We start from the raw sequence: 26943 nt of genomic DNA, 5'->3' as shown, positions 1-26943 counted from the left end.
CGTCGCCAGCTGAGCCGGACCGCGTTCAGTGCAACTGCACCGTCAGCTTGTCGATGGTTCCGGTGAAGGCGAACGGCACCTGATAGTCGCCGTCGTCCACTGACGTACCGGTGTCGATGCCTACGTTGAAGGTTTCGTCCCAGGCGAGGGCGATTGGCAGGCTCTTTGGCATGGGGTGGCTGTCGGCGACTGCTCCATCCACCGTCAGCGTGCCGGTTCCGCCCTTGCCGAGACCCGGACCGTCGTATTTCCAGTCGAACTCCAGCGTGTGCTTGCCCGCTGTGAGCGCCGTCTTGCCCTTCCACTTGATGCGCTCAAGGTCAATCAAATCCCAGGTGAACACCGGCACGCCCTTCAGCAGATAGAAGCCGTATCCGGCAAAGCGGCCGCCGTCGGTCATCAGCATGCCTTCGCCGCCGCCTTCTGGCACCTCGATCTCGGCAGTGATCGTGTAGGACTTGTTGAGCAGGCTCGGCGCCGAGCCGGTTTCGGGGAATGGCACGTTCATGACCGTCCCCGAATAGGTGAAATCGGTGCGGCCCGGGGCGTAACTCGGCTTTTCCGCAATGAACCTTGTCAGGCGCGTGTCGTCGAGCGGAAACACCCCATACTTGGCGGCCTCCATCGTGAACAACTGCTGCATGTCGCGCAGCTTGTCCGGCATCTCGGCGGCCAGGTCGTGCGCCTGCGTCCAGTCCTTGTTGGTATCATAGAGTTCCCACTTGAAGCCGTTCATGACATCTGCCGGCGGCTTTTCCAATGTGATGATCCAGGGCGCGCCCACTGGCGGCGCCGACGCGATCCAGCCGTCGTTATAGATGCCGCGAGAGCCGAACATCTCGAAATACTGGGTCGTATGACGGTCCGACGCTTTGGCGTCATCCCAGGTATACGCCATGCTGACACCTTCGATCGGCCGCTGCGCCACACCGTTCACCGAAACCGGCTAGGGAAGGCTCGCCGCTTCGAGGATTGTGGGCACGATGTCGATCACGTGACCGAACTGGTTGCGAATGCCGCCCTTGTCCTTGATGCGCGCAGGCCAGGACATGGCCATTCCGTTGCGGGTGCCGCCGAAGTGCGAAGAAACCTGCTTGGTCCACTGATACGGCGTATTCCAGGCCCAGGCCCAGCCGACCGCATAGTGCGGATAAGTCTGGTCGGTGCCCCAGGCGTCGTAGAACTTCATGTTCATTTCGACCGTCGGGCTCACGGCATTGGCGACGGCGAACTCGTTGAACAGGCCGTTGAGCGTACCCTCGGGGCTCGCGCCATTGTCGCCGCTGACGTAGATGATCAGTGTATCGTCGAGTTTGCCGGCATCCTGGACTGCCTGGATGACGCGGCCAATCTCATGGTCCGTATACGCTAGATAGGCCGCATAGACATCGGCCTGGCGGATAAAGAGCTTCTTGGCCTCGGGTGAGAGCGTATCCCACTCCGGTATGGTGCTGGGCCAGGGCGTGAGCTCGGCATCCTGGGGAATCACGCCAAGCTTCTTCTGGTTGGCGAAGATCGTGTCGCGGAGCTTGTTCCAGCCCTCATCGAAGAGATGCATCGCGCTGATCTTGTCGACCCACTCCTTGGTCGGGTGATGCGGCGAGTGCGTGCCGCCGGGCGCGTAGTAAACCATCAACGGCCGGTCGGGCTGCACATCGTTGAGCGTCTTGATGTGCTGGATCGCGTCATCAGCCATGGCGGTGATCATGTTCCAGCCGGGCTTGCCGAGGTACGGCTCGATCGGCGTGGTGTTGCGGAACAGATTGTTCGACTGCCACTGACTCGAATCGTCGCCAATGAATCCGTAGTAGTAGTCGAAGCCCTTGACGGGTCCGGTCGGCCAGTTGTGGAAGGGGCCAGCCTGGCTCGCCTCCCACTGGGGCACGTTGTGATCCTTGCCGTACCACGATGTGGCGTAGCCGTTCTGCCGGAGAATCTCGCCAATGCCGACCGCATCGCGCGGTATCACGCTATTATAGCCCGGATAACCGGTAGCTTGGTCGACGACCACGCCTGTTGCGACCGAGTGATGGTTGCGGCCGGTAAGCAGCGCCGCCCGTGTGGGCGAGCACAGCGCGGTGGTGTGGAATCTTGTGTAGCGCAGCCCGTCGGCGGCGACGCGGTCGAGCGTCGGCGTTGGGATCACGCCGCCAAATGTGTCGGGCGCGGCGAACCCCACATCGTCGGTCATGATCAGCAGGATATTGGGTGCGCCCTTGGGCGGAACGATGCGCGCCGGCCAGTAGGGCTTCGACTGTCCGGCATTGGTCTGAATGTCACCCCCGAACGGCTGCGGCGGGTTGGGCAGATAGCGTCCGTCGATGGTGGTCGTCGATTCAGCTGATCCAGGTGCGCCGGTTGTCGTCTGCGCGTGGACCGGCGCAATGTAGAACCCGGTTGAGATCAGTAATGAGGTTAGCAACAACGTGCGAGATTTCATGACAGGCCTCCGGCGCTTCCCTTGGATGTGGTTGGATCTTTCGGCGTGTTGTCCCCTGTAGATGTCTTAGCTTTTCGGCGCTGTGTCCGTGTCTCAGTACAAGACGGCTCGCCGATAGGTACGGCGCGCCACGGCCGCATAGGAAACGGGGGTCAAGGGCATGCCGATGATGTCGATGAAGACCGAAACGTCGGAACCCTTCTCGGGCACTTCACCGCTGACCACCTTCACCGAATAGGTGAGGTCGTTACCGGACAACTCCGGGTTCTCAAGGACAACGACCACCTGCTTGAGCTCGTTTCCCTCAAGGATCGAAAGATCGGCGTTCGGCGGATCGGACAGGAAGCTGTCCTTGCCTTTGCTCCAGAACGGGATGAAGGCAGCCGTCTTCATGTTTCCGGCAATACGCTCCGGGCGATCCGAGAAGAAAAGCGTAGAGCCGCCGATATCGTGAAGCGTCAGTTTGCTCGTCGCTTTGTCGAAGCTCATTGCGTCGGCCGTCTGGACGAACAGAAAATCCGCCATGCCTTCCGCGGCCATCGCAAAGCCGGGCATCAGCGACCCCGCCGCGGCGAGAACCGATGCACCTAATAGAAGTTTTCGCCTGGATGTCATGATCAGTGCTCCTTCCAACAAAATTTAGGGCAAGGTCTTGCCCAAGGATTACGTTGGGGCAGGACGCCCCGTATTGGAAGGTAATTTACGGTATCCTACATCAGACTTGCGGACCAAGGCGGATGTGGGCGGCGCAATTGACGTGCCGAGATGACGCCATGAGCGCCCCTTGGCGGTCGCGCCGCCCCGCTCGTGCAGCGTGGAGGACCTGGCTGACGCGCTCGACCGTCAGATCGGCAAGGGATGTCTGCGATGAGAAGCGCCGGCGTAGGGAAGCGTCTGGCGTCCGCGGCAACCCCAACCTGTTTCCGTGCGGTGGGAACCGTTGCGGCAAATCCGCATTCTGTAGGAAAGCTAGGGAGCACATATGAAACCGCTGTTCGAAATTGCGACGGGCTTCGTGGCGTCGCTAGGCATGTTCGGCCTCGGGATCGCAGGCGCAACGCTTTTGCTCACGGCCGAGCCGGGAAATCGCCCGGAAGCGAGCGTCGATGTGGCCAGCCTTTGGACCGACGAGGCGCGCAAGGTCGACCCGGCCGCTCAGGCTTTCGAAAGGATTGCCGCCTTCCAGAGGCGAGCCGACCCCAGGCTGACCGAAGCGCCAGCCGTCGAAGCGCAGGACGCCGCTGTCGCCTTGGAAGCCGTGGATGGCCTCACGACCGCATCCCTGACGGGCGACGAGGCAGGGGACGTATTCCTGGTGGCGGAAGAGCCCGAACAGGCATTGACCGAACAATTGGCGATCACCCATGCCGAGTGGTGCGCCAACCGCTATCGCTCCTATCGCCTGGAAACCGACAGCTACATCTCCTATGATGGCAGGCGACGGCCTTGCGTTTCGCCCTATTCCGCCGAGTTGGCCGCCGTGCCCGGCCGGACAGTGCTGCCGGATGCGAATGGCGCCCGGATTTACGATGCATCATTCGCCGCGGACGATCCGTCGGATCTGGCCTGGCTCGACGGCGACGGCAGCTCTGCCGCGACCTCGGACCACGTCAGCTATTGCTTGAGCCGCTATCGCTCCTACCGGCCCGAAGACAACAGCTATCAGCCCTATGACGGCGGCCCGCGCCGGCAGTGCCGCTGAGGGAGGGGTGTCGCGGCCCTGCATTTTCCCATTGATTGTGACATCGCTTTTGCCTATATGCGCCTTGCCCAAAGTCGCACGTGCCTGTGGGTGTCCGCCGGTCCCTCGAATGGCGAGGAAATCGGTAAGGTAACCGGAGCTAACCCCTCCGGTCGGTTCAGCGGCCAACCGCCGACCCGAGGACACCTTGAAGCAACGACGGTGCGGGCCTTTCTGGTTCTCTTCCGGTTGTCCAAAGACCGGGGTTACTCAAAGAGGCACACCATCATTGCCGGCAGTGCGGACGGGTCTCCCATCCAAGCCAAGGCAGACAAAGCGGACCGGAGCCGGGCAAGGCTTCAGTCCATCGCCGCGAGACGGCTTTTCATGGTTCCGGGGTCTCCACCGGCTGGTTCCATGAACTCCTGTCCCGCCTTTGTTTGACCCGCATGTCCGCGCGGCCCGAGTGGCGCGCGAGCATGAGCATGCTTGCGCGCCCGAAAAGCGCGAATGGAGAGACTTAGATGGCAACCCAGCGCATCCTCGACTTCCTCGCCACCCGACGTCCCGATGGACCGTGCCTCGTCGTCGATCTCGATGTCGTCAGAGACAATTTCCGCGCCTTCGAGAAGGCTCTGCCCGATTCCAGAATCTATTACGCGGTGAAAGCGAACCCGGCGCCGGAGATCCTGCGCCTGCTCGCTTCGATGGGCTCGTCCTTCGACACCGCGTCCGTTGCCGAGGTCGAGATGGCGCTTGATGCGGGTGCTCCCGCCGAGCGCATTTCCTTCGGCAACACCATCAAGAAGGAGCGCGACATCGCGCGCGCCTTTTCGCTGGGCATCCGCCTCTTCGCCGTCGACGCGATAGAGGAGGTCGAGAAGATTGCTCGCGCCGCTCCGGGCGCGCGCGTCTTCTGCCGCGTGCTCACCGACGGCGAAGGCGCCGAGTGGCCGCTGTCGCGCAAGTTCGGCTGCGTGCCCGCCATGGCCGTCGACGTGCTGCGCCATGCGAAGTCGCTTGGCCTCGACGCCTATGGCGTCTCGTTCCACGTCGGCTCGCAGCAGTGCGACCTGTCGGCCTGGGACCGCGCGCTCGGCGATGCCAAGCGCGTCTTCGCGACGCTCGCCGAGGAAGGCATCGTGCTCAAGATGGTCAACATGGGTGGCGGTTTCCCAACCCGCTACCTGAAGGACGTGCCGGTGGCGCAGGCCTACGGCCAGGCGATCTTCGAGGCGCTGTCGAAGCACTTCGGCAACCAGATCCCGGAGACCATCATCGAGCCTGGCCGCGGCATGGTCGGCAATGCCGGCGTCATCAAGTCGGAAGTCGTGCTCATCTCGAAGAAGGCCGACAACGACAATGTGCGCTGGGTGTTCCTCGACATCGGCAAGTTCGGCGGCCTCGCCGAGACGATGGACGAGGCGATCCGCTATCCGATCTCGACCGCGCATGACGGCACCGAGACGGCGCCCTGCGTGCTCGCCGGCCCGACCTGCGATTCGGCCGACGTGATGTACGAGAAGACGCCCTATCCGCTGCCGCTGTCGCTGACCATCGGCGACGAGGTTCTGATCGAGGGGACGGGCGCCTACACGACGACTTACGCCTCGGTCGCCTTCAACGGCTTCGAGCCGCTCCGATCCTACGTGATCTGAGGGGAATTTCCCATCGGATCGCCTGGAAGTCCGCGCTTTTCGCGGGCTTCCAGCTCTTGTGAACAAAATCTGCTGCTCGCAAAGGGTTGGATAAATGGAAGCCGCTGAAATCGTTCGGCAAAATGCCGTGTCGTTTACCGTCGTCGCCGAAATCGACCAACAGGCCCCCGCACTGTCGGCCGCGCGCGAGGCGCTGCTCGATCGCGCTATGGGCCTGAAATGGAAGCGTAAATCGTCGCAGAAGCTGCGCCGCGGCCGGCGGCCGTCCGAGGGCCTGGCTTTCTTGGCGCGCCGCGGGGATGGCGTACTCGCCGGTACGGTGCGCCTGTGGGACGTCGCCACCGGCGACGGCCGCCCGGTTCTGCTGCTCGGGCCGCTTGCGGTCGAGCCGTCGCTGAAGGGCGCCGGCATCGGCAAGGCATTAATGTCACACGCAATTTTAGAGGCGAAACGCCTCAGCCACCGGGCGATCCTGCTCGTTGGCGACGCGTCCTATTACGGGCGTTTCGGCTTCACGGCGGAGAAGACCGGCGGGCTTGCCATGCCCGGTCCCTACGAGCGTCACCGCTTCCTGGCGCTGGAACTGGTACCCGGCGCACTCGACGGCGCGACCGGTACGCTCACGGCCGCGGGGCGCAAGGCGAAGCCGGCCCGCGTCGCCAAAGCCGCCTGAAAAAGCCTTTCCTTACAATGTTTTAAGCGCTCAGCCGATCAGCTGGCTGAGCGCCATGGCGACCGACATGTCGCCCTCGATCTTGATCTTGCCCGTCATGAAGGCCGCCGTCGGGCTGAGATCGCCTGAAATCAGGTCCTCGAGATCCGAAAGCGACAGCTTGATCGTGCAGTCCGTCGGCGCGTCGCTCGTCGAGATCGTCGCCCCGTCGATGACGATCACCCCGTCCGCACCCGTGTCGAACTTCACCGAGCGCTCGAAGCCCGCACTCTCCACCTTCGGCTTGATCTGATCCGCGATCTCAACGACGCCCATCGAATTCTCCTGTGTTTCCATGCCGTTACAGGCCGCACTGCGGCCGGAGGCCCTCGCAGAAAATAGCCGGAAAGCGCGCCAGCTCAAGCCTGGGCTGGCGTTACCATGGGTGAGCCTGCGCGGCCCGTCAATGCGACTTTGGCGGCTCCTTGAAGCCCTTCGCCATCTCGCGGGCGGTGGCTCCGGCCTGAAGCTTGCGGCGGATCGTGTTGTCGCGGATTTCTTCCTTTGAGAGGAAATCGACCTGCTCGACGAGCACTTCGTGAACCAGATCCTCGCCGACCTTCTCGTTGATTTTGCTGCGTATTCCCGAGCGGAACGCGTCGAGGTCGAGCGTTTCGTGGCTCACGAAGTCGAGATCGGGATTGCCGTAGACATAGGAATAGACCTGGTCGACGATCAGCGCCTCCGCCGGCACCGACAGCCTGGCCATCTTCTCCGGCTCGACCGTGTAGACCAGTCGCGTGAGGAAATAACCGTCGATATCCCCGTTCTTCAGCACCGGAACCGAGACGATCTCGGTTTTGACGTAGTCGAGCCCGCCGAGCAGCGGCGGCGGCGCGGGAGCGTCGATCCTGGCCGCCGCGTTCTGGAAGGAATAGAATACTGCGCCGATGGTGACGGCGCAAAGCCAGATCGCGGCGGCGATGAACTTGATCACCGCGCGTAGCCGAATTCGCCGGCCGAGTAGGTGCCATCGTTCTCGGCGTGCTGGATGACGTTCTGCATCAGCGTCGCGACCTCGTTGACCGCATTGAGATGCGCGCGGATCACCGCCTCGTTATCGGAGAGCTTGTCGCGCAGCCGGATGAGGCCGTCGCGGTGTTCGGCGGGCACGTCGCCCTGACCGGCGCCTTTCAGCGCGCGCGTCAGCTCGTAGAGGTAGCGGCTCTTCTTCGCGTTCGACGCCTTGATGTCGAAACGGATGTCGGTGCGGATCGAAGCCGTTTCCTCGGCGACCGCCTCCGTTATGCGGCCGATGAGCGCGCCGAGGTTGCCGGGCCGGGCAGCCGGCTCGGGAGCGGGGCGCAGGGCGAGGCTCTGGCTATTGGGGGCATACTCAGACATCTGATCTATCCGCGCTCGGTGATGGACTGGATTTCGGTCGGGCCGTCTGTCGGGCGTTCGCTCTCCGGCGACGCCGTCAGTTCGTCGGTGATCAATTGCGAGAGCGACCGCTGCATCCCTTCGACGACCGCCGGGGCAATCGAAGCCCCGCGATCGACCTCCGGCGCGGCAAGGGATTTCGCCGCCGGAGCTTCAGGGGCGGCCTGTGCGGCTGTAGCATAGCGGTCGCCGAGAACACGGTCGGCGATGCCGATGCCGCCCCGGTCGGCCATCACCGTCGCCACCTTCTCGGCAAGCAGCGATTTCCACATGTCTCCTGCCATGCCCTTGCCATAGACGGCGGCGCCGTCCTTCGGCAGCATGTTCTGGATGAAGGTCTGCAGCACCATCGCCTCGAAGCGCCTGAAGCCTGCAGGGGTTGCCGCCTTGTCGGCGGCGCCGGGCGCCTTGGCATCGCCGGTCGAGCCAACCTCGAATTGGCTCGCCGCCGCGTCGGACCGGCTCAAGCGTTCGGCGCGCGCGGCCTCGATCCCGGCAAGCGCGGGGGAACGCAAGATGTCCAGTCCGATCTGGCTTGGCGCGGAGATGGGCACGACGGCGTCCTTGTTTCGTCAGCTTGCGATCATGAACGTGCAAGCTTGTGGCAGCCTTACTTGGCGGGCTTCAGCCGCTGGCCGATGATATCCAGCCGCTCACGGTCGCCCCTTTCGCGTTCGTCGGCTGCGCGCGCCTCGCGCCAGCTTCGCTCGACCATGTTGGCGCGCGCGGTCGCGGTCGCGACCTTCGCCGCCTCGCCGGTGGCGAGATCCCTGTTGGCGCCTTCGCGCGAGATGGCCGCCCCGATATGCCGGTGATAGACTTCCGGAAACAGGGACGGCATCTGGCCGTCCGAGTTGAAGCGGTCGACGAGTTCGGCAGCCTCGTTTTTCGCCGCGACGGCTTGTGCGACGAAGTTGGCATGACGAAGCTCGTGCATAGCCTTGAGCTGCTCCTGCAGCGTCAGGATTTTTTTCAGCCGCCGCGCGCGATTGGTCATGCCTACCTCCCGATGGTGATGTCGACGAATCCGTCGGCGAAGAGGCTCAGCATGGTGCCGATGGCGAAGTAAAAGATGATCAGCCCGGCCGCGATGACGAAGGGCAGCGAGATGAAATAGACCGGTATCTGCGGCACCAGCTTGTTGACGAAGCCGATGGTCAGGTTGACCAGAAGCGAGTAGGCGACGAACGGGCTGCCGAGCCGCAAGACCACGAGGAAGGATTCCGACAGCGTGTCGGTGACGTCCACGAGGGCTGCCTGCGGGTTGAACAGAACGTCGAGCGGCGCAACTTGGTAGGAGGCGACAAGCGCGCGAATGATCTCGTGGTGGAAGTCGAAGACGAAGAGCAGCAGCAGCGCCGAGAAAGAGATGATGGCGCCGAGCGCCGCCTGCGGTTCGCCGTCCTCGATGCCCGGTCCGCTGGTGCCGCCGTATCCGATCAGCATGGCTATGGCCGCGCCGATAAACTGCAGAGCGAGAATGTAGAGCCGCGCCATCAGCCCGATCAGGACGCCGATCAGAAGCTCGGAAGCGATGCGCGGGACAAGAACGCCCGGGCGGCGATCGGCGAACGGGAAGATCTGATCCCACAACAGTACGAGCAGGCCGCCGGTGGCGGCGAGCGCCATGAAGAGCCGGACCTGGATCGGCACGCGCACGGAAGACAGGCCGGGCATGACGAGAAAGCACGCGCCGATTCGGCAGAAGGCGAGGAACGCGGCGATGACCGCGCCTTCGACGGTCGCGGTCAAGAGATGGTCCCGAGGATACGCAGTTCGATGCCCTTGGCGATCTCGACGTGGCTCAGCACCGGCAGGGTCGGGAACAGGCGCTCGACGATCATGCGCACATAGGGCCGAGCGTCGGGCGCTGTGACCAGCACGAAACGCTCGCCGGCGTCGAGATGAGCGCGGATCGCCTTCGAGGCATCCTGGCCGAATTCCTCGAGCTGGCGCGGGTCGATGTCGAACTCGCGCACCTCGCCCTTGGCGTCGCGCTTGAGGCTCTGGTGGAAGGCGAGGTCCCAGCGGTTGCCGAGCCGCAGCACCTTGAGCACGCCGCCCTCGCTGAGATCGCCGCAGATCTGCTGCGCCATGCGGATGCGCACATGCTCGACGATCTGCTCGGTGCGGCGCACATGCGGCGCGATCTCGGCGATAGCCTCGATGATGAGGTGCAGGTTGCGGATCGAGACGCGTTCGGCGAGCAGCAGCTTGAGCACGGCCTGAAGGCCCGGATAGGTGATGTGCGAGGTGCAGATTTCGTCGGCGAGCTTCTTGTATTCCGGGTCCTGCCGTTCGAGCAGCGCCTTCATGTCCTTGTAGGAGAGAAGCTGCGGCAGGTTGTTGCGGATGACCTCGGAGAGGTGGGTCAGGAGCACCGACATGTTGTCGGCGAAAGTGTACTGCTCCCGCTTCAGGTCCTCCGAGAACATCTCCGGCACCGACCAGGCGCGCATGCCGAAGGCCGGCTCGCGCACCTCTTCGCCCGGAATGTCCGGCTGGGTGCGGCTGCCGAGCAGCACCATCACCTCGCCGACGCGCATGGCGTGTTCGGCGACGACGGTGCCGTGCACCTTGATCTGGTAGCTCTTGGACGGGATCGCGAAGTCGTCGGTCAGCTTCACCTCGGGCACGACGAAACCGTACTGCGTCGCGAATTTCTTGCGCATCTTCGACATGCGGAACGCAAGCTCCTGATGCGCGACGAGGAGCCTCGTGGAAAGCTGCTTGCCGATCAGCAGTTCGATCTCGGCGGTTGCAAGCGAGGCCTTGACCGAGTTCTTTTCCTCGTCGGCCTTGTTCGCAGCCGCCTCCTTCTTCACCGCGTCGGCGGCGGCGACGCGCCGGCTCTGCTGGAGGGGAATGATGTAAGCGATCGCCACCATCGCGCCCGCGAGCGAGACAAAGGGCAGCATCGGCAGGCCCGGCATCAGGGCGAGCAACAGCAGCAGCAAGGCGGCGACGTAGAGGGCGCGCGGATAGGCGCCGAGTTGGCCGAACACCGCCTTGTCGGCCGAGCCGCGCGTACCGCCCTTGGAGACGAGCAGGCCGGCGGCGAGCGAGACGATCAGTGCCGGGATCTGGGTCACCAGCCCGTCGCCGACCGAAAGCTTGATGAAGACGTCTGACGCCTTGCCGAGGTCCATGCCGTGGCGGAAATAGCCGATGGTGATGCCGCCGACGATGTTGATGAAGGTGATGATCAGGCCCGCGATGGCGTCGCCGCGCACGAATTTCGAGGCGCCGTCCATCGAGCCGAAGAAGGACGATTCCTCCTCCAGTTCGCGGCGACGAAGCTGCGCTGTCTTGTCGTCGATGACGCCTGCGGAGAGATCGGCGTCGATCGACATCTGCTTGCCGGGGATGGCGTCGAGGGTGAAGCGCGCGCCGACCTCGGCGATGCGCGTGGCGCCCTTGGTGATGACGATGAAGTTCACGATGACCAGGATCATGAACACGATGAGGCCGATGACGAAATCGCCCGACATCACCAGGTTCGAGAAGCCGGAAATCACGTAGCCGGCGGCGTGCGTGCCGTCATTGCCGTGCGAAAGGATCATGCGCGTCGTCGCGATGTTGAGCGACAGGCGCAGCATGGTGGCGATGAGCAGGATGGTCGGGAACGACGAGAAGTCGAGCGGCCGCGCGATCCAAAGCGCGACCATCAGGATCAGCACCGACAGCGCAATGGAGAAAGCGAGTCCGACGTCGATCAAGAAGGCCGGGATTGGCAGGAACAGCACCGCAAGGATGACGACGATGCCGAGCGCAAAGAACACATCGCGGCTGTTTCTGGCCGCCGGCTCGACGCCGGCTGTCTCGGTGATCGCCATGTCTCGGTCCAATCGCAAGCAGCCCGCGCATGCGCAGGCAGGGCCGAGGGTAGGGCGTCAAGCTTGTGCGAGGGTGGGGCACGGCTGCGGGGCGCGGGCCGCGATAAACTTGGAAATCGCAGGTGAGAGGAAACTCTGCCGACGTTTCAACGCTCTATGCGCCTCTCCCCCGATCGAGCGGGGGAGAGGAAGCGCCATGCTTGCGGCGCTCGTGCGTCAAAACACCGTGTCGACGGGCAGGCCCAACGCCATCGAGCCGGCATAGGCCGCCTGCGGGCCTTGCTGAAGCGGATGGAAGCGAGCGCCCTGGACGTCGCGGAAGCAGCGTTCCAGGCCGGCCGCGCGGTAGAAGCCCGCTCCGCCGGCAAGCTCCAGCGCCAGTTCGACCGCCTTTATGGCGTGGTCGGCGACCAATGCACGGCCGATCATCACCTCGTTGACCGATTGCGCCGACGGTGCGTTCTGCTCGACCGTAGCCACCATGTGGCGATGGGCGATCTGAGCGGCGCGCAGGCTGGTGTCCATGCGGCCGGCCAGGTTTGTCACGTGGGCATTCGCGGGCTTCTTCTTCGCCAAATCTACGGCGATGTCGCGGGCGCTTTCGGCGACGCCGAGATAGGCGGCGTAGACCAGCGGGAAGGCGACGGTCGATATGATCTGGAAGAGCGGATGCCACTCGCCGGCATTGCGCGCCAAGGCGACGTTTGCGTCCGGGATGAAAAGGCCGTCGATCACGACGTCGTTGGAGCCGGTGCCGCGCATGCCGAGCGTGCGCCAGGTCTCGACGACGGTCACTTCCGGCGCCTTCATAGGCACGCCGAAATGCAGCACCTTGGCGGGCTCGCCATCGAGGATCGCGCCGGTCATCAACAGGTCGCCGGCTTGCGCGCCGGAGGTGAAGACTTTTCGCGCGGTGATCCTGTAGCCGCCCTCGACCTTCTCCGCCTTGCCGGAGCCGCCGATCCAGTCGGAGCCGCCGCTCGACAGGAGGATAATCTTCTCCGCGGCGACGCGCTTCAAGAGCGGCTCGACCGCGGCGATCTTCTGGTGACGCCAGCGCCAGGCGGGAATCGCGACCTGGTGCGTGTGCATGGAGAAGGCGAGGCCGGTGGAGCCGCAGCTTCTCGCGATGACGCGGATCATGTCGCAAAGCTCGGCGATCTCCGCGCCGCGCCCGCCAAGCTCGACCGGCACGGCCGCCTCGACGACGCCTGACGATTTCAAGGCCTTGTAGTTGTCGGCGACGAAACGGTCGCCTTCGTCGGCTTTCGCGGCGTTGGCTGCGAAGGCCGGTGCAAGCCGGCAGGCGATCTCGACGACCGTTTCGGCTTCCATTGCGGATTTCTTGAGTGCGTTGCCGGCAATCATTTTTGGCTTCCTCTTGCTATTGGGTACCCGAATTTCGTCTCAAGCCGGGCGCTGGTCTAGTTCCAGAACTGTACCGGCAGGGTCGTGACCGGATTTGCCATCGGGAGGTGGGACGCTAGCCGTCGCCCGTAACCGGGCTGCTTCTTCGGCGGCAAGAAATGGAAACCGGCAGGTTTCAGTGTATAGTCCCATGGGGAGCGGATGGTGATCTATGCCTGAACGCAGTGGATTTGGACAATTCTGCCCGGTTTCGATGGCGGCGGAGGTCTTCTGTTCCCGCTGGACTCCGCTCATCCTGCGCGAGTTGCTGTGCGGGACGACCCGCTTCAACGATTTACGGCGCGGCGTGCCGCGCATGTCCCCGGCGCTGCTCTCCAAGCGTTTGAAAGAACTGGAGAAAGCCGGGATCGTCTCGGTCGTGCGCGGCAAGGGCGGCGCGGTGGAATACGGGTTGACGCCTGCGGGACTGGACCTCAAGGGCGTGGTCATGGGGCTTGGCATGTGGGGCTCGCGCTGGGTGGAATCGCAGCTTTCGCTGCGCAACCTCGATCCGACGCTGCTGATGTGGGACATGCGCCGCAACCTGGTGCCGGAGCCGCTGCCGCCGCGCAAATGCACGATTCAGTTTCAGTACCCCGAACTATCGCCGACAAAGCAGAATTACTGGCTGGTGGTCGAGGAAGGCGATGTCGACCTCTGCTATTATGATCCCGGCTTCGAGGTGGACCTGCTGGTGCGTTCGCCGCTCAGAACCATGACGGCTGTCTGGATGGGGGTCGCGAAGCTGCGGAGCGAGATCGATTCGGGCGCGATTGAACTCGATGGCGACCGCGCGCTTGCGGGCGCCATGCAACAATGGCTGGGGCTTAGCCCGTTCGCGCGGGAGCACGTGAAGGCGGCCTGAACGATGCGGCTATTGTTTAGAGCTGGGCTTCGATGGCCGCCTTGTCGATGACGGACCAGACCTCCTCGATCTTTCCGTCGCGAAGACGGTAGAACACGTTTTCCGAGAAAGACACGCGCTTGCCGTTCACCGGAAGGCCGAGGAATTCGCCGCGCGGCGTGCAGTTGAAGTCAAGCCGGCTCGCCACGAAGGGCGGGTCGCAGACCAGCAGCGCGATATTGAAATGAAGGTCCGGGATCTGGTTGAAATCCCGCTCCAGCATTTCGCGATAACCCGACAGCCCGAACGGCCTGCCGTTGTGCCGGGCCTGGTCGTGGACGAACTGTCCGAGCCTCGCCCAATCCTGCGCGTTCAGGCAGCCGATGTAGCGTCGGTACGTGTTCGAAAGCTCGATCTTGTCCATGGCAATCACCCATGCGCCAAGCCAAAGGCGTAACCGTCAGGAGCCGATGCGGTTCCTAAAACCCCGTTTCGATGCGTTCGAAGATGACGTTGGCGAAGGCGGAAATCTGCGCGCCTATGAAAGGGCCGGTGAAGGCGACGACCAGCATGATCGCCACGATCTTCGGCACGAAGGTCAGGGTGATTTCCTGAATCTGGGTGAGCGCCTGGACGAGTGCGATGCCGACGCCTACCAGCATCGCGGCGGCGACGGCCGGACCTGAGGCGGTCAATACGGTCCAGATGGCATACTGGACAATGTCGAGTGCGTCGGCCTCGTTCATGCTCGCTCTTTATCTACCCATCTACGAAATCTTCACGCCGGGCCCGACGCTAACCTCTTTGCCGCCATCGAGCACGGCGACGATGCCGTTGGAGACCAGGCGTACCTCGGCGACCTTGCCTGACGTCTCGCCGTCGGCGGAGGTGACGGTCCGGCCGATGATGGAGGCTGCCTGCTCCAGCGTCGAGGATTGCAGCATCTGGTCGAGCTTGGTGTTCATCTGCACCGACTGTTCGACCTGGCTGAAGGCGGCAAGCTGCGCCATGTACTGTGTGGAGTCCATGGGGTTGGTAGGATCCTGGTTCTTCATCTGCGCGACGAGCAGCTTAAGGAAGGACTGGTAGTCGACCTGCGTCTTCGAGACAGCGTCGGACTGGGTGGTGTAAGTGGAGCCGCTGGTCGCGGGAACGGTCATGCTCATCAGGCGGCTCCGGCCCTAAACTGCTGCTTCTCGGGCGGGTTGTCGTCGTTCTCGCCCAGCGCGCGGCGTTCGAGCGGATAGAGGCCGCGGATAGCCTTCAGCGCCTCGTAGACGTGACCTTCGCCGACCATCTGGTCGATATGCTTCAGCGTGCCTGTTATCTCCGGATCGTCGAAGCTTGCGATCATCAAGGGCAGCGAGCGGCGGAACATCTCGTAGGCGTCGTTCGCGCCGGTCGGGTTCATCAGCATGACCTGCAGGATAAAATAGAGCTGGCGCAGCGGCGTCGACGCCTCGTCGATCTGCAGCACATGGCTTTCGAGCAGGAACTGCACGTCGTTGAGCAGTTCCAGCGTGACCTTGCGGTCGACCCTGACGACGGCGCCGTTGAGGTAGATCTTCTCGTTGGGCTTCAGCGAGATTTTCAGCGTGTTCTTCATTGGATGCCATCCCGGATGATCTGGGAAACTTCGATCAGACCGTCGAAATTGTCGGAGCGGCCCTGGCGCACGTCCTCGGCCTCTCGCAGGAGCCACAGGCCGATCGAGATCAGATTGGCGCGCAGCTCGCGCGGCAGGGCATTTTCCTGGCTGCCGAGGTCTTCCATGAAGGATGTCCAGACGCGGTTCATGAAATGAAGCGCCTCGATCGCTTCCATCGAGTCGCTGCCGACGGCGCGCGCCGCGACAAGCATGTCGATCGAGCGCGTCAGAAGCTGGCGCTCGCGATCCTTGGCGTCGGCCACTGAGTCGGTCTGGATGTCGGCATAGGAGAATTGGTACATGTGTATCCCGTCTGTGCTGCCGTTAGCCTAGGAATCGGAGCAGGCTGAGCTGCTGAATGCGCGCGGTGAGCGCGTAGGAGGTTTCGATGTGCGAGAGCAGTTCCTTGACGCGGTTAGCCGCCTCGTAGGGATCGACCCCCTCTGTCTCGATGATCGAAAGCTCGAACAGGTCGACCTGAACCTTCATGCGCTCGCTTGCCGCGTCGACGCGCTGCTCCACGACGCCGGTCTGCGCCTGAAGGTCGGCGATGGAGCTGATTGCCTCGCCGACCAGTCCTACGGCGCGGTTGACAAGGGCCTCCTTGCCGGCGGCTGAGAGATTGCTGTCGAAGAGATCGCTGATCGCGGCGGCGGCCATGGCGAGCTTGCGTATGCCGTCGTCGTTGCCGCTGACCGACGTCTCCGACGTCTCTTTGAGAGCGATGCGGCTGACGATGGTCTGATCGGTGGCGTTCGACCAGTTGGCCTGCCAGCCGGCGCCGAGGAACTGCGGCTCGAGCGCCGTCGTCATGAAGGCGTCCATCTGGGCGGTGGTGATGTTGGCCGCCGCCGGATCGTCCTGGCTAAAGCCGAAATGCGTCTGGAAGGCTGCGTCGAAGGCGGTCTTGGCCGGCGAGCCGGCGGCGAAACCATCGAGCGGCTTCACATCTGTGTTGATGCCGGCGAAGATATACTCGCCGTTGATCGGCGTGTTGAGGATCGAGGTCAGCGCGGCGAGCGCGGAACTGCCGCTGTCCCTGGTGACGGAGGCCGCGGCATCGCCGGAGACGCTGGCAGTGAGCACGCCGAGGAATTCCTGCGCGGCGCCGGCGATCTGGCCCAGCGCCGCCTGTGTGGCCGTGAGCCGCGCCGACACCAGGCCGTTGGAATCGACGATGCCGTTCAGCCGTTCGAGATCGCGCGCGAAGGTGACGGTCTGCACGGTGCGCGCCCCGAGCGCCAGGCCACTGTCGAAGACCTTGCCGGTATCGAGCTCCTTCTGCGCTTTCACGAGGTCGCTGGAGGTGCGCATGGTCGAATAACGCATCGCCTGGGAAACGGAGAGGGAAGAAACGAACGAGGCCTTCATCGGCCTACCTCACCGCTTCGAGAAGCGCTGCGAGCATCTCGTCGACAGCCCGGATCAGCCTGGCGGACGCCTCGTAGGAGTGCTCGAGGTCGAGCAGCAGCGACATCTCCATGTCGATGTTGACGCCGGTCTCGTTGGACAGCGCCTCGGCCGTGTATACGGCGAGCGCCTCCTTGGAAGCCGCGGCGTCGGACGCCTCCTTGCGCATGCCGTCGAACCAGCCGATCGCCGCGGTCGAATAGTCGGCGAGGCTCGAGGAGGATTCGATGCCGGTCGAAGGGTCGAAGGCCATCGGCGCGTCGATGCGGTCGCCATAGGAGATGAGCAGGCCGGAATAGGATGCGTTGCCGCCGGTGTTGTGGACATAGCCTGCGCCGCTGGCGCCGCCGTCGCGCAGCAGTTCGGGATTGCCGCCCCGCGCGGAGTCCATCGCGGGGTTGAGGCGAATCTGGCCGGCGAGGCCGGTGACCAGCGTGCCCGCCGCGGGCATGGCCGGAGCACCGAGCCAGGTGAAGAGGCCGGGCGCTTCCGGAAGCGCGTTGGTTGGCGAGGTCTCGGCGAAGGCGGCGATCAGCCCGCGCGCGATCTCGTCGAGCTGGCCCTGCATGGTGACCGTGACGCCGTCGCGCAGCTGGATCATGCCGGCGATACGGCCCGAGGCGCCGGTGTTGCCGCCGGCGGCGAGATCGATCGGCACGCCGTCGATGAAAACCTTTCCGCCCGTCGTGCCGGGGGAATAGACGCCGGTCGGCGTGAAGCTGACGCTGCGCGGCACGGTCTCGAACAGCGTCGAACCGTCCTTGGTCAGGACGATCATGTCGTTGTCGCCGCGGGTCAAGGTCGAGATCGGCACATATTCCGCGATCTTCTTCAGCGTGGCGTCGCGCTGGTCGAGCGCGTCGGAGATGTCGCGGCCGGAGCGCGTGCCGGAGACGACGGCGTTGTTCTCCTTCTCCAGATCGGCGAGCAGGTTATTGAGTTCGCCGACGGCGGTCGAGATCTCCTGGTCGGCAACGGCGCGGAACGACTGGATGGCGTTGGTGCCGTCGTTCAGCGTGCGCACGACCTGGCGCGCCGCGTCGAGCGTGGTCTCCGCCAAGTTGCGGTTCGACGGCGATGCCGAATAGAGCTGCAGCGCCTCCTGCAGCTTGCCGATCACCGTGGCCGGCGAGTTGCCGTTCTCGATGCCGTTGATGGAGAGGTTCAGCTGCTCCATGCCGTTGTAGAGCGTGCTCTGGCCGTTCCATGCGGACAGCGCCTGCAGGTTCTGGCGAAAGAGCTGCTCGTTGGCGGCTCGCTGGATCTCGATCGAACGCGCGCCGGTCGTGTTGGTCGTGACCGCCATGCGGCGGCTGTAGTCTGGATTGTTCGCTTCCAGGACGTTGCGGGAAACGATGCTGGTCTGCCGGGCAGTATTCCTGATCGACGATTGTGCGATGCTGAGGGCGGAAGACAGCGACATGCTAACTTTCAGAAGCCTTTAGGGTCCTGACCCCGGGGTTACGTAACCCGGCTACCTCTTGAGGTTGACGAGAATGTCCATCAGGTCGGCGCCAGTCTGGAACACCTTGGAGTTGGCGGTATAGCTGCGCTGCGACTCGATCATGTTGGTGAGCTCCTCGGCGATGTCGACGTTTGAGTTCTCCAACGCGCCGGAGATCATGGAGCCGAGGCCACCGGAGCCGGGAAAGCCCATCTGCAGGGCGCCCGAATCCGCACTCAGCGTGTAGACGTTGCCGGGCAGCGCGGTCATCATGTCGGGGCTCTGAACGTCGGCGAGCGGAATGCGGTATAGCTCGCGGAAGGAGCCGTTCTCGTAGAGCGCGTACATGGTGCCGTCCGAGCCGATCTCGATGCTCTCGATGCCCGAAGGCGCGTTGCCGTTCGCTTCCACCCTGAGCTCGGTATATTCCATGCCGAGCTGCGTCATCTTCGAGATGTCGAGGTTGAAGGTGACGCCGTTAGGCACCGGGATGTTGACGCCGGCGACAGGCGAGATGAGCGCGCCGGTCGTGCCATCGAAGGTCATGTTGGCGGTTGCGAGAAGCGAACCGGGAGCATAGGGGAAGGGTGCGCCGGGGGCAGCGCCCGCCTGGTTGAAGACCGCGACTTCCCAGGTGTTCGTCCCGGTCTTGGTGTAGTGGATGTCGAGCACCACCTCGGAGCCGAGATTGTCGTAGACGACGAGCGACGTCTTCTGCGTGGCGGTGGCGGTGGCGGCGTTGGCCGACGGCAGGAGGCCGGCGGCAACGGGGTCGGCGCCCACAGGCAGGTTGGCTGTGAACAGGCCCTGGGTCGACGGAACGGCAAGCAACTCTTCCTGAGCAATCGAGACCATCTCCAGGCCGCCGAAGCCGTTGGCGGTGGCGGCCGGCGGGCCGGCGTCAAAGCTGTAGCCCATCAGGTAGAAGCCGGCAGCATTGACCAGATTGCCGTTGCCGTCCGGCACGAAGGAGCCGGCGCGGGTGAGAAAGGGCGTGCCGCTTGAATTCTGCACGACGAAGAAGCCGTCGCCGTTGATGGCGAGGTCGCTGCCGGAACTCGTGTATTTCAGGTCGCCCTGCTGCGATACAGATGTGCGGATCGTAGTGGTGACGCCACCCGACGTGTAGTTGCCGGTGGTCGAAGGGATGATGAGCGAGGAGAATTCCGTCGAGGAGCGCTTGTATCCCGTGGTGCCGGAATTGGCGATGTTGTCGGCGACCGTCGACAGGCGGTTGGCCTGTGCATTCATGCCGGACACGCCGGTCCGCATCATTCCATAGAGACTCATCGTGGCTTCTCCCCACTTTGCACTTCACCATGGGCAGGATAGCCCACTGGACTTGCGCGAAACTGGTGCGGGACCGGTTATCCGATCAGCCGGTAGCCGAGGAAGCGCTTGGAATCGATCGGATCGAAGCCCAGCCTCTCGCGCAGCTTCTTGCGCAGCTTGGAGATGTGGCTTTCGACGACGTTCTCCTCGACCTCATCGTCGAAGATGCCGTAGATGGCGTTGAAGACCTGGGTCTTGGTGACGCGGCGGCCACGGTTGGCCGCCAGGTATTCGAGGATGCGGCGCTCGCGACGCGGCAGCGGCAGCGGCTCGCCGTCGATCTCGGGCTCGCGGCCATCCATGAAGATGCGCATCGAACCGATTTCAAGGAACTGCTGCTCTTCCTGGACGCGGCGACGGATCGCGGTGATGCGCGCCAGGATCTCGCGGATGTGGACCGGCTTGCGGATCACGTCGTCGACGCCCGACTCGAACAGCATCAGCGTGTTCTCGAGCGAATGATGGTCGCTGAGCGCGATCACCGGAGCCCCGGTGCGATCACGTATCCTGCGCGGCGACACGGCAGCCTTGTCGCAGTCGCCGATCAGGAAGGCGCGGACCGACTTCAGATCCGCGTCGGCCGCGCTCGTTACCCACTCGCCGAATGCGTTGGAACCGAACGACGCGGTCGCCACGCCCTCACGGTCAAAAAGTGAATGATATCCCTCTTGTACGAGCTCGCGCTCGTCTACGATCACTATCATCGGCCCGCCCTCCGAATCAGAATTTTTCTCTGATGCCAAAGGCGTACCGTTTGTCGCGAATCCTGCCTAACCGTCATTTCTTGCCCCCATTTTTTTGGGGGTCGAAATAATCGCAGGTTGCATAACCGGTCGCTAATTTCGGGTCGTACGGAGGCCATCGACGACGGCCGCCGCGGGTCGGCACGGGGTTCGGCGCAGCTTCAGTAAATGACAGCTTCAGGTTGCTTAACTCGACGCGCGTCCCGGTGCGGGAGTTTGGGCGGAAGCGGGGTCAGATGTACAGGCCGCTGCCTTCGGCCTCTTTCCCCGGCAAGGGGCCCTTCTGGGCGCTATGCCCTGGATTTTCGCCTTGTTCCGACTGTCTTCCGCCCGCCCCCGCGCCGCCGCCATTCGCCGCGCCGGAGCCGAACTGGTCGGGAGCGCGCCCCTGCGGCGAGGGCACCCCTGAATTGCCATCGGCCCGGGTACCAGAAGATGATCCAATCGTGGGTTGTGATATGGTCACGCGCTCGATGTCGTAGCCGAGGTCGCGCAGCGATTTGACGATCGTCTCGCTGTCGCTGGACAGCCGACGATGAGCCTCCTGATTTTCGACCTGGAGTTCAATCGAGAGTTGCTCTCCGGCAAAGCGCAACGTGGCGGTCACCATGCCAAGTTCGGCGGGGTGCAACTGAATCTTGAGCGACTGGGCGGAAACATGCGTCGCGGAAGCATGAATCGCGTCGCGCGCGAGCGCATTGACCGGCGGCAGCAGATCGCTCGCGGCGATGGATTCGGCCAGTAAGATACTTGTGGAAGGCATCGGCGCGGGGATGTTCTGCTGCGAAAGAATTATCGGGCGCGGAGCCGGCTTTGCGGCATCGCCGACACCCTCGGAGCTGTTCCTGTCGCTTTCCACGGCAACGTCGACCGCGGCTGCGGCTCCGCTTGTGAGACCCACACGTGGGGGCTTGTCCGCGGCATCAGCTGCGCCCTGCACCGCGGGCTCAGTCCAGGGTGAGGCCGGAGAGTGTGGAGCGTTTCGGCCGCCAGCCGCGGCGCTTTCCTCGATGCTGCCGTCCGCGCGCGCAATCGCGTGACCGTCCTCACCTGGTACACCGGGAGCGACACGCATATCCCTCCCGTCCGAAGCAGCCGTCATGGCATCCGGGTTCCTGGCGTCGACCCGCCTGACGGGGACGGGTGCCGCTTGAGAATAGGACATGATGGCCTGGACCGTATCGAGGGCCTGTCCAGAGGCCTGCTCGGCGGGTGGACCGGCCGTCTCCGGCACGTCCTCTACGGCAATGCCGACGTCATCGGCGGATTGTTCCGCGGCGTGCTGCACGTCGGGATCGGCCGGCTCGATGGCAAGCCTCGAGCCCTGCATGCGGTCGATCGCCGTGCCGAGCTTCGCAGTCAGCCGTGGCCATGCGCCAGGCGGGACGGCGTCCTGCTGGTCGTCCTTGGACTGCACCGCCTTGGGTTGCGTGGCCACTTTGCCGGCGGCGAGCGTGTCGGCAAAATCGCCGTGCGGCGCAAGGTTGCGAAGGGACCTGCCCTCGACGCCGGCCTTCGGCGCCAGCACCTGCGGCAACGCCAGCTTCACACCGCTCGTCATTCGGGCATTGCTCCAATCAATTTATCTATGTCCGCGAGCTTCGCGCGCGTTGCGGCAACCATCGCCTCGGCCCGATCAACTGCGGCGTCGATGCCGGCATCGCCGCTCCGGCTTGTGACCGCGATTGGAATGGCCGCGACAGGCGTGGTGTCTGGCTCCGCGGGGTGCGGCGTGGGCTCCTGTCGGCCAGCAGCTCTGTCGGTCATCTCCTCCGTGATCGCAGGTTCTGGGCCGACAACTCGAACCTCTGCCCGCCCGGGCTGCGCCTCGACAGTATTCGGTTCGGACGGAGCAGCGGTCATTCCGGTTGCGATGGCGCGCGCGGCGTCGAGAAGCTGCCGATCGTTTTCGGACAGCCGGTCGCGGTCGATCCGCGAAAGCTTGCCGAGCACATCCTCGGCGGCGCCGGAGGTTACCGAGGACAGGCCGGCGTAAAGGTCCGCCCGGGGATCGTCCTCCAGCCCTTCGGCGCGGGATGCGGCAAAGGCGGCGAGCTCGATCAGCCCGTCGATGGCGGCGCGGCGGGCTATCCGGAGGTAGATCACCTTCTCCTGTTCCGGCTCCATCAGGGCTGCAATGTCGATCACCGCCTTGCGGTCGACGTTCTCGTGGAGCGCGACTACTCCCGCGACAAAAGCATCGGCGAACTGCGCGGCATAGGGCGAACGGAGATAGGTGCGGACATATTGCTCGGACAGGCGCACGAAACGAACGGCGTCGCCGAGCGTGGTCGCCACCGCCATCGAACGGCGAAGTGCGGCCTCCTCGACCAGCGTGCCGGGGGCGAGCAGTCGTGCGCGGTCGAGCAGCGCGAGCGCTTCTTTCGGTTCGGCCTTGGACAGCATCGAACCCTTGACCAGGGCAAGATACATGGCGATGTCTTGCGTGTACGCCGTGGGGTCGACGGAGGCGAAAGCGTCGAGCGCTTTGTCCGGCTTTCCGTTGACGTAGAACAGGATGCTCTCGCCGAGTTTGCGATTAGGGTCGTCCCTGCCGAGGTGGGCGAGAGCGGCCTCGACAGTCACCGGATTGCCGCCGCTCATGGCATAGACGAGAAGCGCGCGCCGGTTGAGCTCGTTCTCGAACTGCGAACCCTCCCTGGTGGCGAAGCGGGAGTCGATCATTTCGAGCAGCTTGCGCTGCATCGGCTGCGCGGCGTGGTCGCCGCCAGCCAGGCGGTCCTGAACGAGTTCGAGCGAGCGCACGATCTGGTATGGCTCGAGTCCTGACGGCTCGTCTCCGGCGGCGGCGGGAAGCGCCGCGCCGAACGCCATGAGGCCGGCGATACCGGATCGCAGCCCGATCATCCGCCGACGTCCAGCAGGATCTCGATCCGCCGGTTGGAAGCCGCGAGCGGATCGGCCGTGTTCCTGAGCCTGCGCGCGGCGTGGCCGGCGACAGTCGTGATACGGTTTTCGTCGAGCCCGCCGCGCACCAGCATGTAATAGGCCGAATGCGCACGCGCGGTGGAAAGCCGCCAATTATCATAGGTCTCGTTTCGGAACGGACGGGCGTCAGTGTGGCCCTCGATGGTGAGCGTGCCCTTCTGCCCGGCGAGGATCTTGCCGATCTTCTCCATAGCCAGCACCAGGTCGCGGCGCGGCACGGCCGAGCCCACCTCGAACATGCCGAAGTCGAACTGGTCGGTGACCGAGATGGTGACGCCGTCCTCACCCGCAACCACGGTCAGGCCTTCGGCGAGCTTGCTGGCAGGCCCCAGCGCCTCGGCGAGCTCGCCACGGATCGCGTCGGCTGCCTTCACGGCGGCGGCGCTCGGCTCGCCCTCGACAGGTTCAGCCTTGGGTGTTTCGGCGATCCTTGGTTCTACCGTGGCGAGCGGCTCCTGGGGAGCCGCGTCTGTGGAAGCCTGGGCGTTCGACGGGGATGGCTTGTCGACGCTCGCCGGCAGGCCGGCGTCGGTTGGTTTCACGCCTTCGGCCGTCTCGCCGCCAGACACCTGCTGCGACCAGAAATCGGGAGCGAAGGGATCGCGGTAAGCCTCGCCGCCATGTGCGCCGGTCGACGGTCCGGAGGTCTGGATGCCGCCGTCTCCCCTCGTGCTGATGTTCTGCAGCAAGCCCGTCTCCTCGGCGATCTCCGAGAGAACGGCGTAAGGGTTGGCGAAAAGATGCTCGTCCGAGTGGGTCTCGCTGCGGTTTTCCTCGCTGACATCCTGCCTGGACTTTTCGTTGGCATCGCCGCTTCCGTCCTCGCCGGCCTTGGCATCGGGGGACACCGGGTTCTCAGCGGCTATGCCGGCGGAACTCGGACCGTCGCCGAGATCCTCCAGCCCCTTCTTCGACGAGTTGCGGTCGATGAGCTTGACCGGGTTGAAATAGCTGGCGACGGCCGCTTTCGTCTGCTCATTGGCGGCGTTGATCAGCCACATGACGAGGAAGAAACACATCATGGCGGTCATGAAATCGGCGAAGGCGATCTTCCAGACGCCGCCGTGATGGCCCTCGTCCTGATCGTAGCTGCGCCGGACGATGATGATCTCTTGCCGGGGCTCTTCGCCCACCGCTGCAGCACTCATTCGAGGATTTCCGACAGGACCGCCGACCATTCGGACAGCCGCGTTTCAAACAGATTGCCGTCGATGGTGACGGAGAGGTCGAAGCCGGGCGCCTCGACGAAGCCGAAATTGCCGGCCTGGTCGCCGAGCGCTGCCTGCAGCGCCTCGTAGAGCGACTGGGGTCCGCGTATATCGATGCGGAAGGTCTCGCGCTCCTCGACCGCGGCGCGGATCGACTGCGCCAGGCTCTCCATCGATCGCTTCTGCAACTCGTCGCTCAGGAACGCGCCAAGGATGCGGGCGGCGGTCGTCGCAGTCTGACGGCCGAGGCGTTCCTCCATTTCGCCCAGCCGCAGCGCGATGGTCTCGCCGGCCGTTTCGCCGATGGCGCGGAGCACCTCGTCGATCCGGGCGGCGTGTTCCTGGCGCAGCGCCTCCAGTTCAGCTTCGTGCGCGAGCGCAAGACGTTTCTCGAGCGCGGCCTCGGCTCTGGCGACCTCGACGCCGACAAGGGCTTGCATGGCCGGTAGCGGAGGGCCAGCCGCGACGTGCGGCGATGCCGAAACGCTCGCAGCGGCCGATTGGGGCCGCGTTGCGAAATCCTTCAGGACATCGAAAAGGGCAGGCGCCATCACGCCGCTGCTTCCTGATGCGCCCATTTGCGCAGGATGTGAGCGGTGCGCTCTTCATTCAGGTCGACCATGCGGGCGAGCCTGTCCTGCGGGGCGGGGCGGATCTTCTGACGCAGTTCGTCAAGCGGCGTCGGTGCGGGACGCGTGCCGGGGAGCGCGGCCTGGGCCTCGGCGCCAGGGCTCGGCAAGGAGCGCTGGACGTCCTCGAAACTTGGCGCGGCCGGGGCGGCAGGCGCCGCCGGCCTGCCGAGGGCCGCGACCATGGGCCTTAGCCCGAAGAATGCGACCAGGAAGACAACGACGATGAAGGCGGCGGCGTTGATCATCGTGCCGACGTGCTTGCCAACCGAGGCGAAGACGCCCGGCATCTCGATTGCTTCGCCGTCGAGCCCGTCGACAAACTCCACAGCCGAAACGCTGATGACGTCGCCGCGCGCTTCGTTCAAGCCCGTCGCGGACGAGACGAGCTTCTGGATCTCGGCGACGCGACCGGCGATCTTTTCAGGCGTCGCATCGGCGCCGAGGATCGCGGTCAGCCGCTGCTGGCTGACAACGACCGCGATCGACATCTTGGTCACCGAATAGCCGTTACTGACGGTGGCGATGCGCTTGGAATTCATCTCGTAGTTGGTGGTCTCTTCCTTGCGCTCGCTCTGCTCGGAGGACTGCGGTCCCTCGGTCGAGGTGATCTCCGCTTCGGGTAGGTTCTGCTCGACGCTCGCCGCCGTGCCGGCCTGCTTGCGGCTGTTGTTCTCGTTGGCGCGGACGATCTGGACGGAACGCTCGACACGGGATTCAGGATCGAAAATGGTTTCCTCGGTCTGGCGCGTGTCGGTGTTGACCTCGGCCTTCACGCTGGCACGGAAATTGTCTGGGCCGAGGTAGGGAGCGAGCGCGCGGCGGATGTTGTCCTCGATCTGCGTCTCGACGGTGCGCTCGACGCCAAGCGAACGGCTGACGCTGGTGTTGTTGGGATCGTCGCCGGCGGCAAGCAGCGTGCCGGAGGAATCGAGCACGGTGACGTCCTCCGCGTTGAGGCCTGGCACCGCCGCGGCGACGAGATAGCGGATCGAGGAGGCGCTGCGCGCGGCATCCATCTCGGACGAGCGGATGACGACGGATGCCGACGGCTTCTGCTCGTCGCGGCGGAAATTGGCGCGCTCCGACATGACGATGTGCACGCGCGCGGCGCGGATGCCGGATATCGACTGGATGGTACGCGCGATCTCGCCCTCCAGCGCGCGCACGCGGGTAATCTGCTGCATGAATGAGGTCAGGCCCAGCGAGCCGACATTGTCGAAGAGTTCGTAGCCGGCATTGGCGCTGGTCGGCAGGCCCTTTTCGGCGAGCAGCATGCGTGCCTGCGCGGTCGTGCCGGCCGGCACGAGCACGGTGGTTCCGTCGGAGGCGACGTCGAAGCCGATGCCGGCCTCGCCGAGGACCAGGCCGATCTGGTTTACGTCCGACCGCTCGAGGCCGACGTAAAGCGTCTCGTAGGCGGGGCGGTTGAGATAGATCGAGGCGACGGCGATGACGGCAAGCACCAGGGCGGTGACGCCGCCCATCAGTGCGAGACGGCGGGGGCCGAAGTCCCTCAGGTTTTGAACGACGGCGTTTAACTGCTCGGGCACCGACTTCTGCTCCCGCTTTACTTCAGCATAGGATCGACCGAGAACCGCTACGCCGTTCCGGCCCGA

Annotated in this window: 27 protein-coding genes and 1 pseudogene; 4 read left to right on the top strand and 24 right to left on the bottom strand. The window is 64.3% G+C overall.

Annotated features, from left to right (window positions below; translation table 11 throughout):
- Positions 1-25: 25 nt before the first annotated feature.
- Positions 26-2440 (bottom strand): annotated as a pseudogene (locus ABLE71_RS21090) (arylsulfatase).
- Between the two features lie 93 nt (positions 2441-2533).
- Entirely contained in the window at positions 2534-3055 is a 522-nt protein-coding gene (locus tag ABLE71_RS21085; RefSeq protein WP_348785445.1) for a hypothetical protein, read from the bottom strand.
- A 367-nt stretch (positions 3056-3422) separates the two neighbouring features.
- On the opposite strand from ABLE71_RS21085, the gene ABLE71_RS21080 reads away from it, so the two are divergent.
- The 3 genes from ABLE71_RS21080 (at position 3423) to ABLE71_RS21070 (ending at position 6452) form a co-directional block, all read left to right on the top strand.
- Positions 3423-4142, top strand: a complete 720-nt coding sequence (locus ABLE71_RS21080; RefSeq protein ID WP_348785444.1) for a BA14K family protein — start codon at positions 3423-3425, stop codon at positions 4140-4142.
- A gap of 503 nt (positions 4143-4645) precedes the next feature.
- Positions 4646-5779: an ornithine/lysine decarboxylase gene (gene odc2, locus ABLE71_RS21075; protein ID WP_348785443.1), complete on the top strand. Its 1134-nt coding sequence runs from the start codon at positions 4646-4648 to the stop codon at positions 5777-5779.
- A 94-nt stretch (positions 5780-5873) separates the two neighbouring features.
- Positions 5874-6452, top strand: coding sequence for an N-acetyltransferase (locus tag ABLE71_RS21070; RefSeq protein WP_348785442.1), 579 nt, complete (start codon positions 5874-5876; stop codon positions 6450-6452).
- 30 nt (positions 6453-6482) lie between these two features.
- On the opposite strand, the gene ABLE71_RS21065 is transcribed toward ABLE71_RS21070, so the two are convergent.
- The 8 genes from ABLE71_RS21065 to ABLE71_RS21030 all read right to left on the bottom strand — a co-directional run bounded on the left by ABLE71_RS21065 (position 6483) and on the right by ABLE71_RS21030 (position 13078).
- On the bottom strand, positions 6483-6767 hold the full coding sequence (locus tag ABLE71_RS21065) for an SCP2 sterol-binding domain-containing protein (RefSeq protein WP_348785441.1): 285 nt from the start codon (positions 6765-6767) through the stop codon (positions 6483-6485).
- A 127-nt stretch (positions 6768-6894) separates the two neighbouring features.
- A complete protein-coding gene (locus tag ABLE71_RS21060) occupies positions 6895-7428 on the bottom strand; it encodes a hypothetical protein (RefSeq protein ID WP_348785440.1) in 534 nt (177 codons plus the stop codon).
- Complete coding sequence (locus ABLE71_RS21055) at positions 7425-7835, bottom strand: hypothetical protein (RefSeq protein ID WP_348785439.1); 411 nt, start codon at positions 7833-7835, stop codon at positions 7425-7427. Before ABLE71_RS21055 ends, ABLE71_RS21060 begins: the two co-directional genes overlap by 4 nt.
- Positions 7836-7840: 5 nt before the next feature.
- The gene (locus ABLE71_RS21050; RefSeq protein WP_348785438.1) at positions 7841-8428 is read right to left on the bottom strand and encodes a rod-binding protein; all 588 of its coding nucleotides are present in this window, start codon (positions 8426-8428) and stop codon (positions 7841-7843) included.
- A 56-nt stretch (positions 8429-8484) separates the two neighbouring features.
- On the bottom strand, positions 8485-8871 hold the full coding sequence (locus ABLE71_RS21045) for a hypothetical protein (RefSeq protein WP_348785437.1): 387 nt from the start codon (positions 8869-8871) through the stop codon (positions 8485-8487).
- 2 nt (positions 8872-8873) lie between these two features.
- Positions 8874-9626, bottom strand: a complete 753-nt coding sequence (gene fliR, locus ABLE71_RS21040; protein WP_348785436.1) for a flagellar biosynthetic protein FliR — start codon at positions 9624-9626, stop codon at positions 8874-8876.
- Positions 9623-11710 (bottom strand): flagellar biosynthesis protein FlhA, encoded by a 2088-nt coding sequence (flhA, locus tag ABLE71_RS21035; protein WP_348785435.1) that lies wholly within the window; start codon positions 11708-11710, stop codon positions 9623-9625. Before flhA ends, fliR begins: the two co-directional genes overlap by 4 nt.
- A 216-nt stretch (positions 11711-11926) precedes the next feature.
- Positions 11927-13078: an acyl-CoA dehydrogenase family protein gene (locus tag ABLE71_RS21030; RefSeq protein ID WP_348785434.1), complete on the bottom strand. Its 1152-nt coding sequence runs from the start codon at positions 13076-13078 to the stop codon at positions 11927-11929.
- A gap of 211 nt (positions 13079-13289) precedes the next feature.
- On the opposite strand from ABLE71_RS21030, the gene ABLE71_RS21025 reads away from it, so the two are divergent.
- On the top strand, positions 13290-13982 hold the full coding sequence (locus ABLE71_RS21025) for a helix-turn-helix domain-containing protein (RefSeq protein WP_348785433.1): 693 nt from the start codon (positions 13290-13292) through the stop codon (positions 13980-13982).
- Between the two features lie 16 nt (positions 13983-13998).
- Here ABLE71_RS21025 and ABLE71_RS21020 read toward each other — a convergent pair whose 3' ends face one another.
- From ABLE71_RS21020 to fliF, 14 genes are all read right to left on the bottom strand, one after another.
- Positions 13999-14385 (bottom strand): ester cyclase, encoded by a 387-nt coding sequence (locus ABLE71_RS21020; RefSeq protein ID WP_348785432.1) that lies wholly within the window; start codon positions 14383-14385, stop codon positions 13999-14001.
- A gap of 55 nt (positions 14386-14440) precedes the next feature.
- Positions 14441-14707: a flagellar biosynthesis protein FliQ gene (gene fliQ, locus ABLE71_RS21015; RefSeq protein ID WP_348785431.1), complete on the bottom strand. Its 267-nt coding sequence runs from the start codon at positions 14705-14707 to the stop codon at positions 14441-14443.
- A gap of 21 nt (positions 14708-14728) precedes the next feature.
- Entirely contained in the window at positions 14729-15127 is a 399-nt protein-coding gene (gene flgD, locus ABLE71_RS21010) for a flagellar hook assembly protein FlgD (protein WP_348785430.1), read from the bottom strand.
- Entirely contained in the window at positions 15127-15567 is a 441-nt protein-coding gene (gene flbT, locus ABLE71_RS21005; protein ID WP_348785429.1) for a flagellar biosynthesis repressor FlbT, read from the bottom strand. Before flbT ends, flgD begins: the two co-directional genes overlap by 1 nt.
- Positions 15564-15911, bottom strand: coding sequence for a flagellar biosynthesis regulator FlaF (gene flaF / locus ABLE71_RS21000; protein ID WP_348785428.1), 348 nt, complete (start codon positions 15909-15911; stop codon positions 15564-15566). The genes flbT and flaF overlap by 4 nt, the downstream gene beginning before the upstream one ends.
- Positions 15912-15933: 22 nt before the next feature.
- The gene (locus ABLE71_RS20995; protein WP_348785427.1) at positions 15934-16980 is read right to left on the bottom strand and encodes a flagellar hook-associated family protein; all 1047 of its coding nucleotides are present in this window, start codon (positions 16978-16980) and stop codon (positions 15934-15936) included.
- 4 nt (positions 16981-16984) lie between these two features.
- Positions 16985-18442 (bottom strand): flagellar hook-associated protein FlgK, encoded by a 1458-nt coding sequence (flgK, locus tag ABLE71_RS20990; RefSeq protein ID WP_348785426.1) that lies wholly within the window; start codon positions 18440-18442, stop codon positions 16985-16987.
- A gap of 51 nt (positions 18443-18493) precedes the next feature.
- Positions 18494-19753 carry a flagellar hook protein FlgE gene (locus tag ABLE71_RS20985; protein ID WP_348785425.1) on the bottom strand — a complete coding sequence of 420 codons (1260 nt, stop codon included), beginning with the start codon at positions 19751-19753 and terminating at the stop codon, positions 18494-18496.
- Positions 19754-19830: 77 nt separating this feature from the next.
- Positions 19831-20499: a response regulator transcription factor gene (locus ABLE71_RS20980; RefSeq protein WP_348785424.1), complete on the bottom strand. Its 669-nt coding sequence runs from the start codon at positions 20497-20499 to the stop codon at positions 19831-19833.
- A 271-nt stretch (positions 20500-20770) separates the two neighbouring features.
- Positions 20771-22099 carry a flagellar hook-length control protein FliK gene (locus ABLE71_RS20975; protein WP_348785423.1) on the bottom strand — a complete coding sequence of 443 codons (1329 nt, stop codon included), beginning with the start codon at positions 22097-22099 and terminating at the stop codon, positions 20771-20773.
- Complete coding sequence (locus tag ABLE71_RS20970) at positions 22096-23406, bottom strand: chemotaxis protein MotC (RefSeq protein ID WP_348785422.1); 1311 nt, start codon at positions 23404-23406, stop codon at positions 22096-22098. The genes ABLE71_RS20975 and ABLE71_RS20970 overlap by 4 nt, the downstream gene beginning before the upstream one ends.
- A complete protein-coding gene (locus ABLE71_RS20965) occupies positions 23403-24635 on the bottom strand; it encodes a MotB family protein (RefSeq protein WP_348785421.1) in 1233 nt (410 codons plus the stop codon). Before ABLE71_RS20965 ends, ABLE71_RS20970 begins: the two co-directional genes overlap by 4 nt.
- The gene (locus ABLE71_RS20960; RefSeq protein WP_348785420.1) at positions 24632-25246 is read right to left on the bottom strand and encodes a hypothetical protein; all 615 of its coding nucleotides are present in this window, start codon (positions 25244-25246) and stop codon (positions 24632-24634) included. The genes ABLE71_RS20965 and ABLE71_RS20960 overlap by 4 nt, the downstream gene beginning before the upstream one ends.
- The gene (gene fliF, locus ABLE71_RS20955) at positions 25246-26877 is read right to left on the bottom strand and encodes a flagellar basal-body MS-ring/collar protein FliF (protein WP_348785419.1); all 1632 of its coding nucleotides are present in this window, start codon (positions 26875-26877) and stop codon (positions 25246-25248) included. The genes ABLE71_RS20960 and fliF overlap by 1 nt, the downstream gene beginning before the upstream one ends.
- Positions 26878-26943 lie beyond the last annotated feature (66 nt).

It is taken from the genome of Mesorhizobium sp. KR9-304 (genome assembly GCF_040049215.1).
GTDB lineage: Bacteria > Pseudomonadota > Alphaproteobacteria > Rhizobiales > Rhizobiaceae > Mesorhizobium_K.
Note: the sequence above shows the minus strand (reverse complement) of the source record. Positions and strands in the feature narration are given on the sequence as shown.

Excerpts from the sequence above, each read along its gene's own strand:
- ABLE71_RS21085 (WP_348785445.1), bottom strand. The coding sequence starts at position 3,055 with ATGACATCCAGGCGAAAACTTCTATTAGGTGCATCGGTTCTCGCCGCG.
- ABLE71_RS21080 (WP_348785444.1), top strand. The coding sequence starts at position 3,423 with ATGAAACCGCTGTTCGAAATTGCGACGGGCTTCGTGGCGTCGCTAGGC.
- odc2 (WP_348785443.1), top strand. The coding sequence starts at position 4,646 with ATGGCAACCCAGCGCATCCTCGACTTCCTCGCCACCCGACGTCCCGAT.
- ABLE71_RS21070 (WP_348785442.1), top strand. The coding sequence starts at position 5,874 with ATGGAAGCCGCTGAAATCGTTCGGCAAAATGCCGTGTCGTTTACCGTC.
- ABLE71_RS21065 (WP_348785441.1), bottom strand. The coding sequence starts at position 6,767 with ATGGGCGTCGTTGAGATCGCGGATCAGATCAAGCCGAAGGTGGAGAGT.
- ABLE71_RS21055 (WP_348785439.1), bottom strand. The coding sequence starts at position 7,835 with ATGTCTGAGTATGCCCCCAATAGCCAGAGCCTCGCCCTGCGCCCCGCT.
- ABLE71_RS21045 (WP_348785437.1), bottom strand. The coding sequence starts at position 8,871 with ATGACCAATCGCGCGCGGCGGCTGAAAAAAATCCTGACGCTGCAGGAG.
- flhA (WP_348785435.1), bottom strand. The coding sequence starts at position 11,710 with ATGGCGATCACCGAGACAGCCGGCGTCGAGCCGGCGGCCAGAAACAGC.
- ABLE71_RS21030 (WP_348785434.1), bottom strand. The coding sequence starts at position 13,078 with ATGATTGCCGGCAACGCACTCAAGAAATCCGCAATGGAAGCCGAAACG.
- ABLE71_RS21025 (WP_348785433.1), top strand. The coding sequence starts at position 13,290 with ATGCCTGAACGCAGTGGATTTGGACAATTCTGCCCGGTTTCGATGGCG.
- ABLE71_RS21020 (WP_348785432.1), bottom strand. The coding sequence starts at position 14,385 with ATGGACAAGATCGAGCTTTCGAACACGTACCGACGCTACATCGGCTGC.
- fliQ (WP_348785431.1), bottom strand. The coding sequence starts at position 14,707 with ATGAACGAGGCCGACGCACTCGACATTGTCCAGTATGCCATCTGGACC.
- flgD (WP_348785430.1), bottom strand. The coding sequence starts at position 15,127 with ATGAGCATGACCGTTCCCGCGACCAGCGGCTCCACTTACACCACCCAG.
- flbT (WP_348785429.1), bottom strand. The coding sequence starts at position 15,567 with ATGAAGAACACGCTGAAAATCTCGCTGAAGCCCAACGAGAAGATCTAC.
- flaF (WP_348785428.1), bottom strand. The coding sequence starts at position 15,911 with ATGTACCAATTCTCCTATGCCGACATCCAGACCGACTCAGTGGCCGAC.
- ABLE71_RS20995 (WP_348785427.1), bottom strand. The coding sequence starts at position 16,980 with ATGAAGGCCTCGTTCGTTTCTTCCCTCTCCGTTTCCCAGGCGATGCGT.
- flgK (WP_348785426.1), bottom strand. The coding sequence starts at position 18,442 with ATGTCGCTGTCTTCCGCCCTCAGCATCGCACAATCGTCGATCAGGAAT.
- ABLE71_RS20985 (WP_348785425.1), bottom strand. The coding sequence starts at position 19,753 with ATGAGTCTCTATGGAATGATGCGGACCGGCGTGTCCGGCATGAATGCA.
- ABLE71_RS20980 (WP_348785424.1), bottom strand. The coding sequence starts at position 20,499 with ATGATAGTGATCGTAGACGAGCGCGAGCTCGTACAAGAGGGATATCAT.
- ABLE71_RS20975 (WP_348785423.1), bottom strand. The coding sequence starts at position 22,099 with ATGACGAGCGGTGTGAAGCTGGCGTTGCCGCAGGTGCTGGCGCCGAAG.
- ABLE71_RS20970 (WP_348785422.1), bottom strand. The coding sequence starts at position 23,406 with ATGATCGGGCTGCGATCCGGTATCGCCGGCCTCATGGCGTTCGGCGCG.
- ABLE71_RS20965 (WP_348785421.1), bottom strand. The coding sequence starts at position 24,635 with ATGAGTGCTGCAGCGGTGGGCGAAGAGCCCCGGCAAGAGATCATCATC.
- ABLE71_RS20960 (WP_348785420.1), bottom strand. The coding sequence starts at position 25,246 with ATGGCGCCTGCCCTTTTCGATGTCCTGAAGGATTTCGCAACGCGGCCC.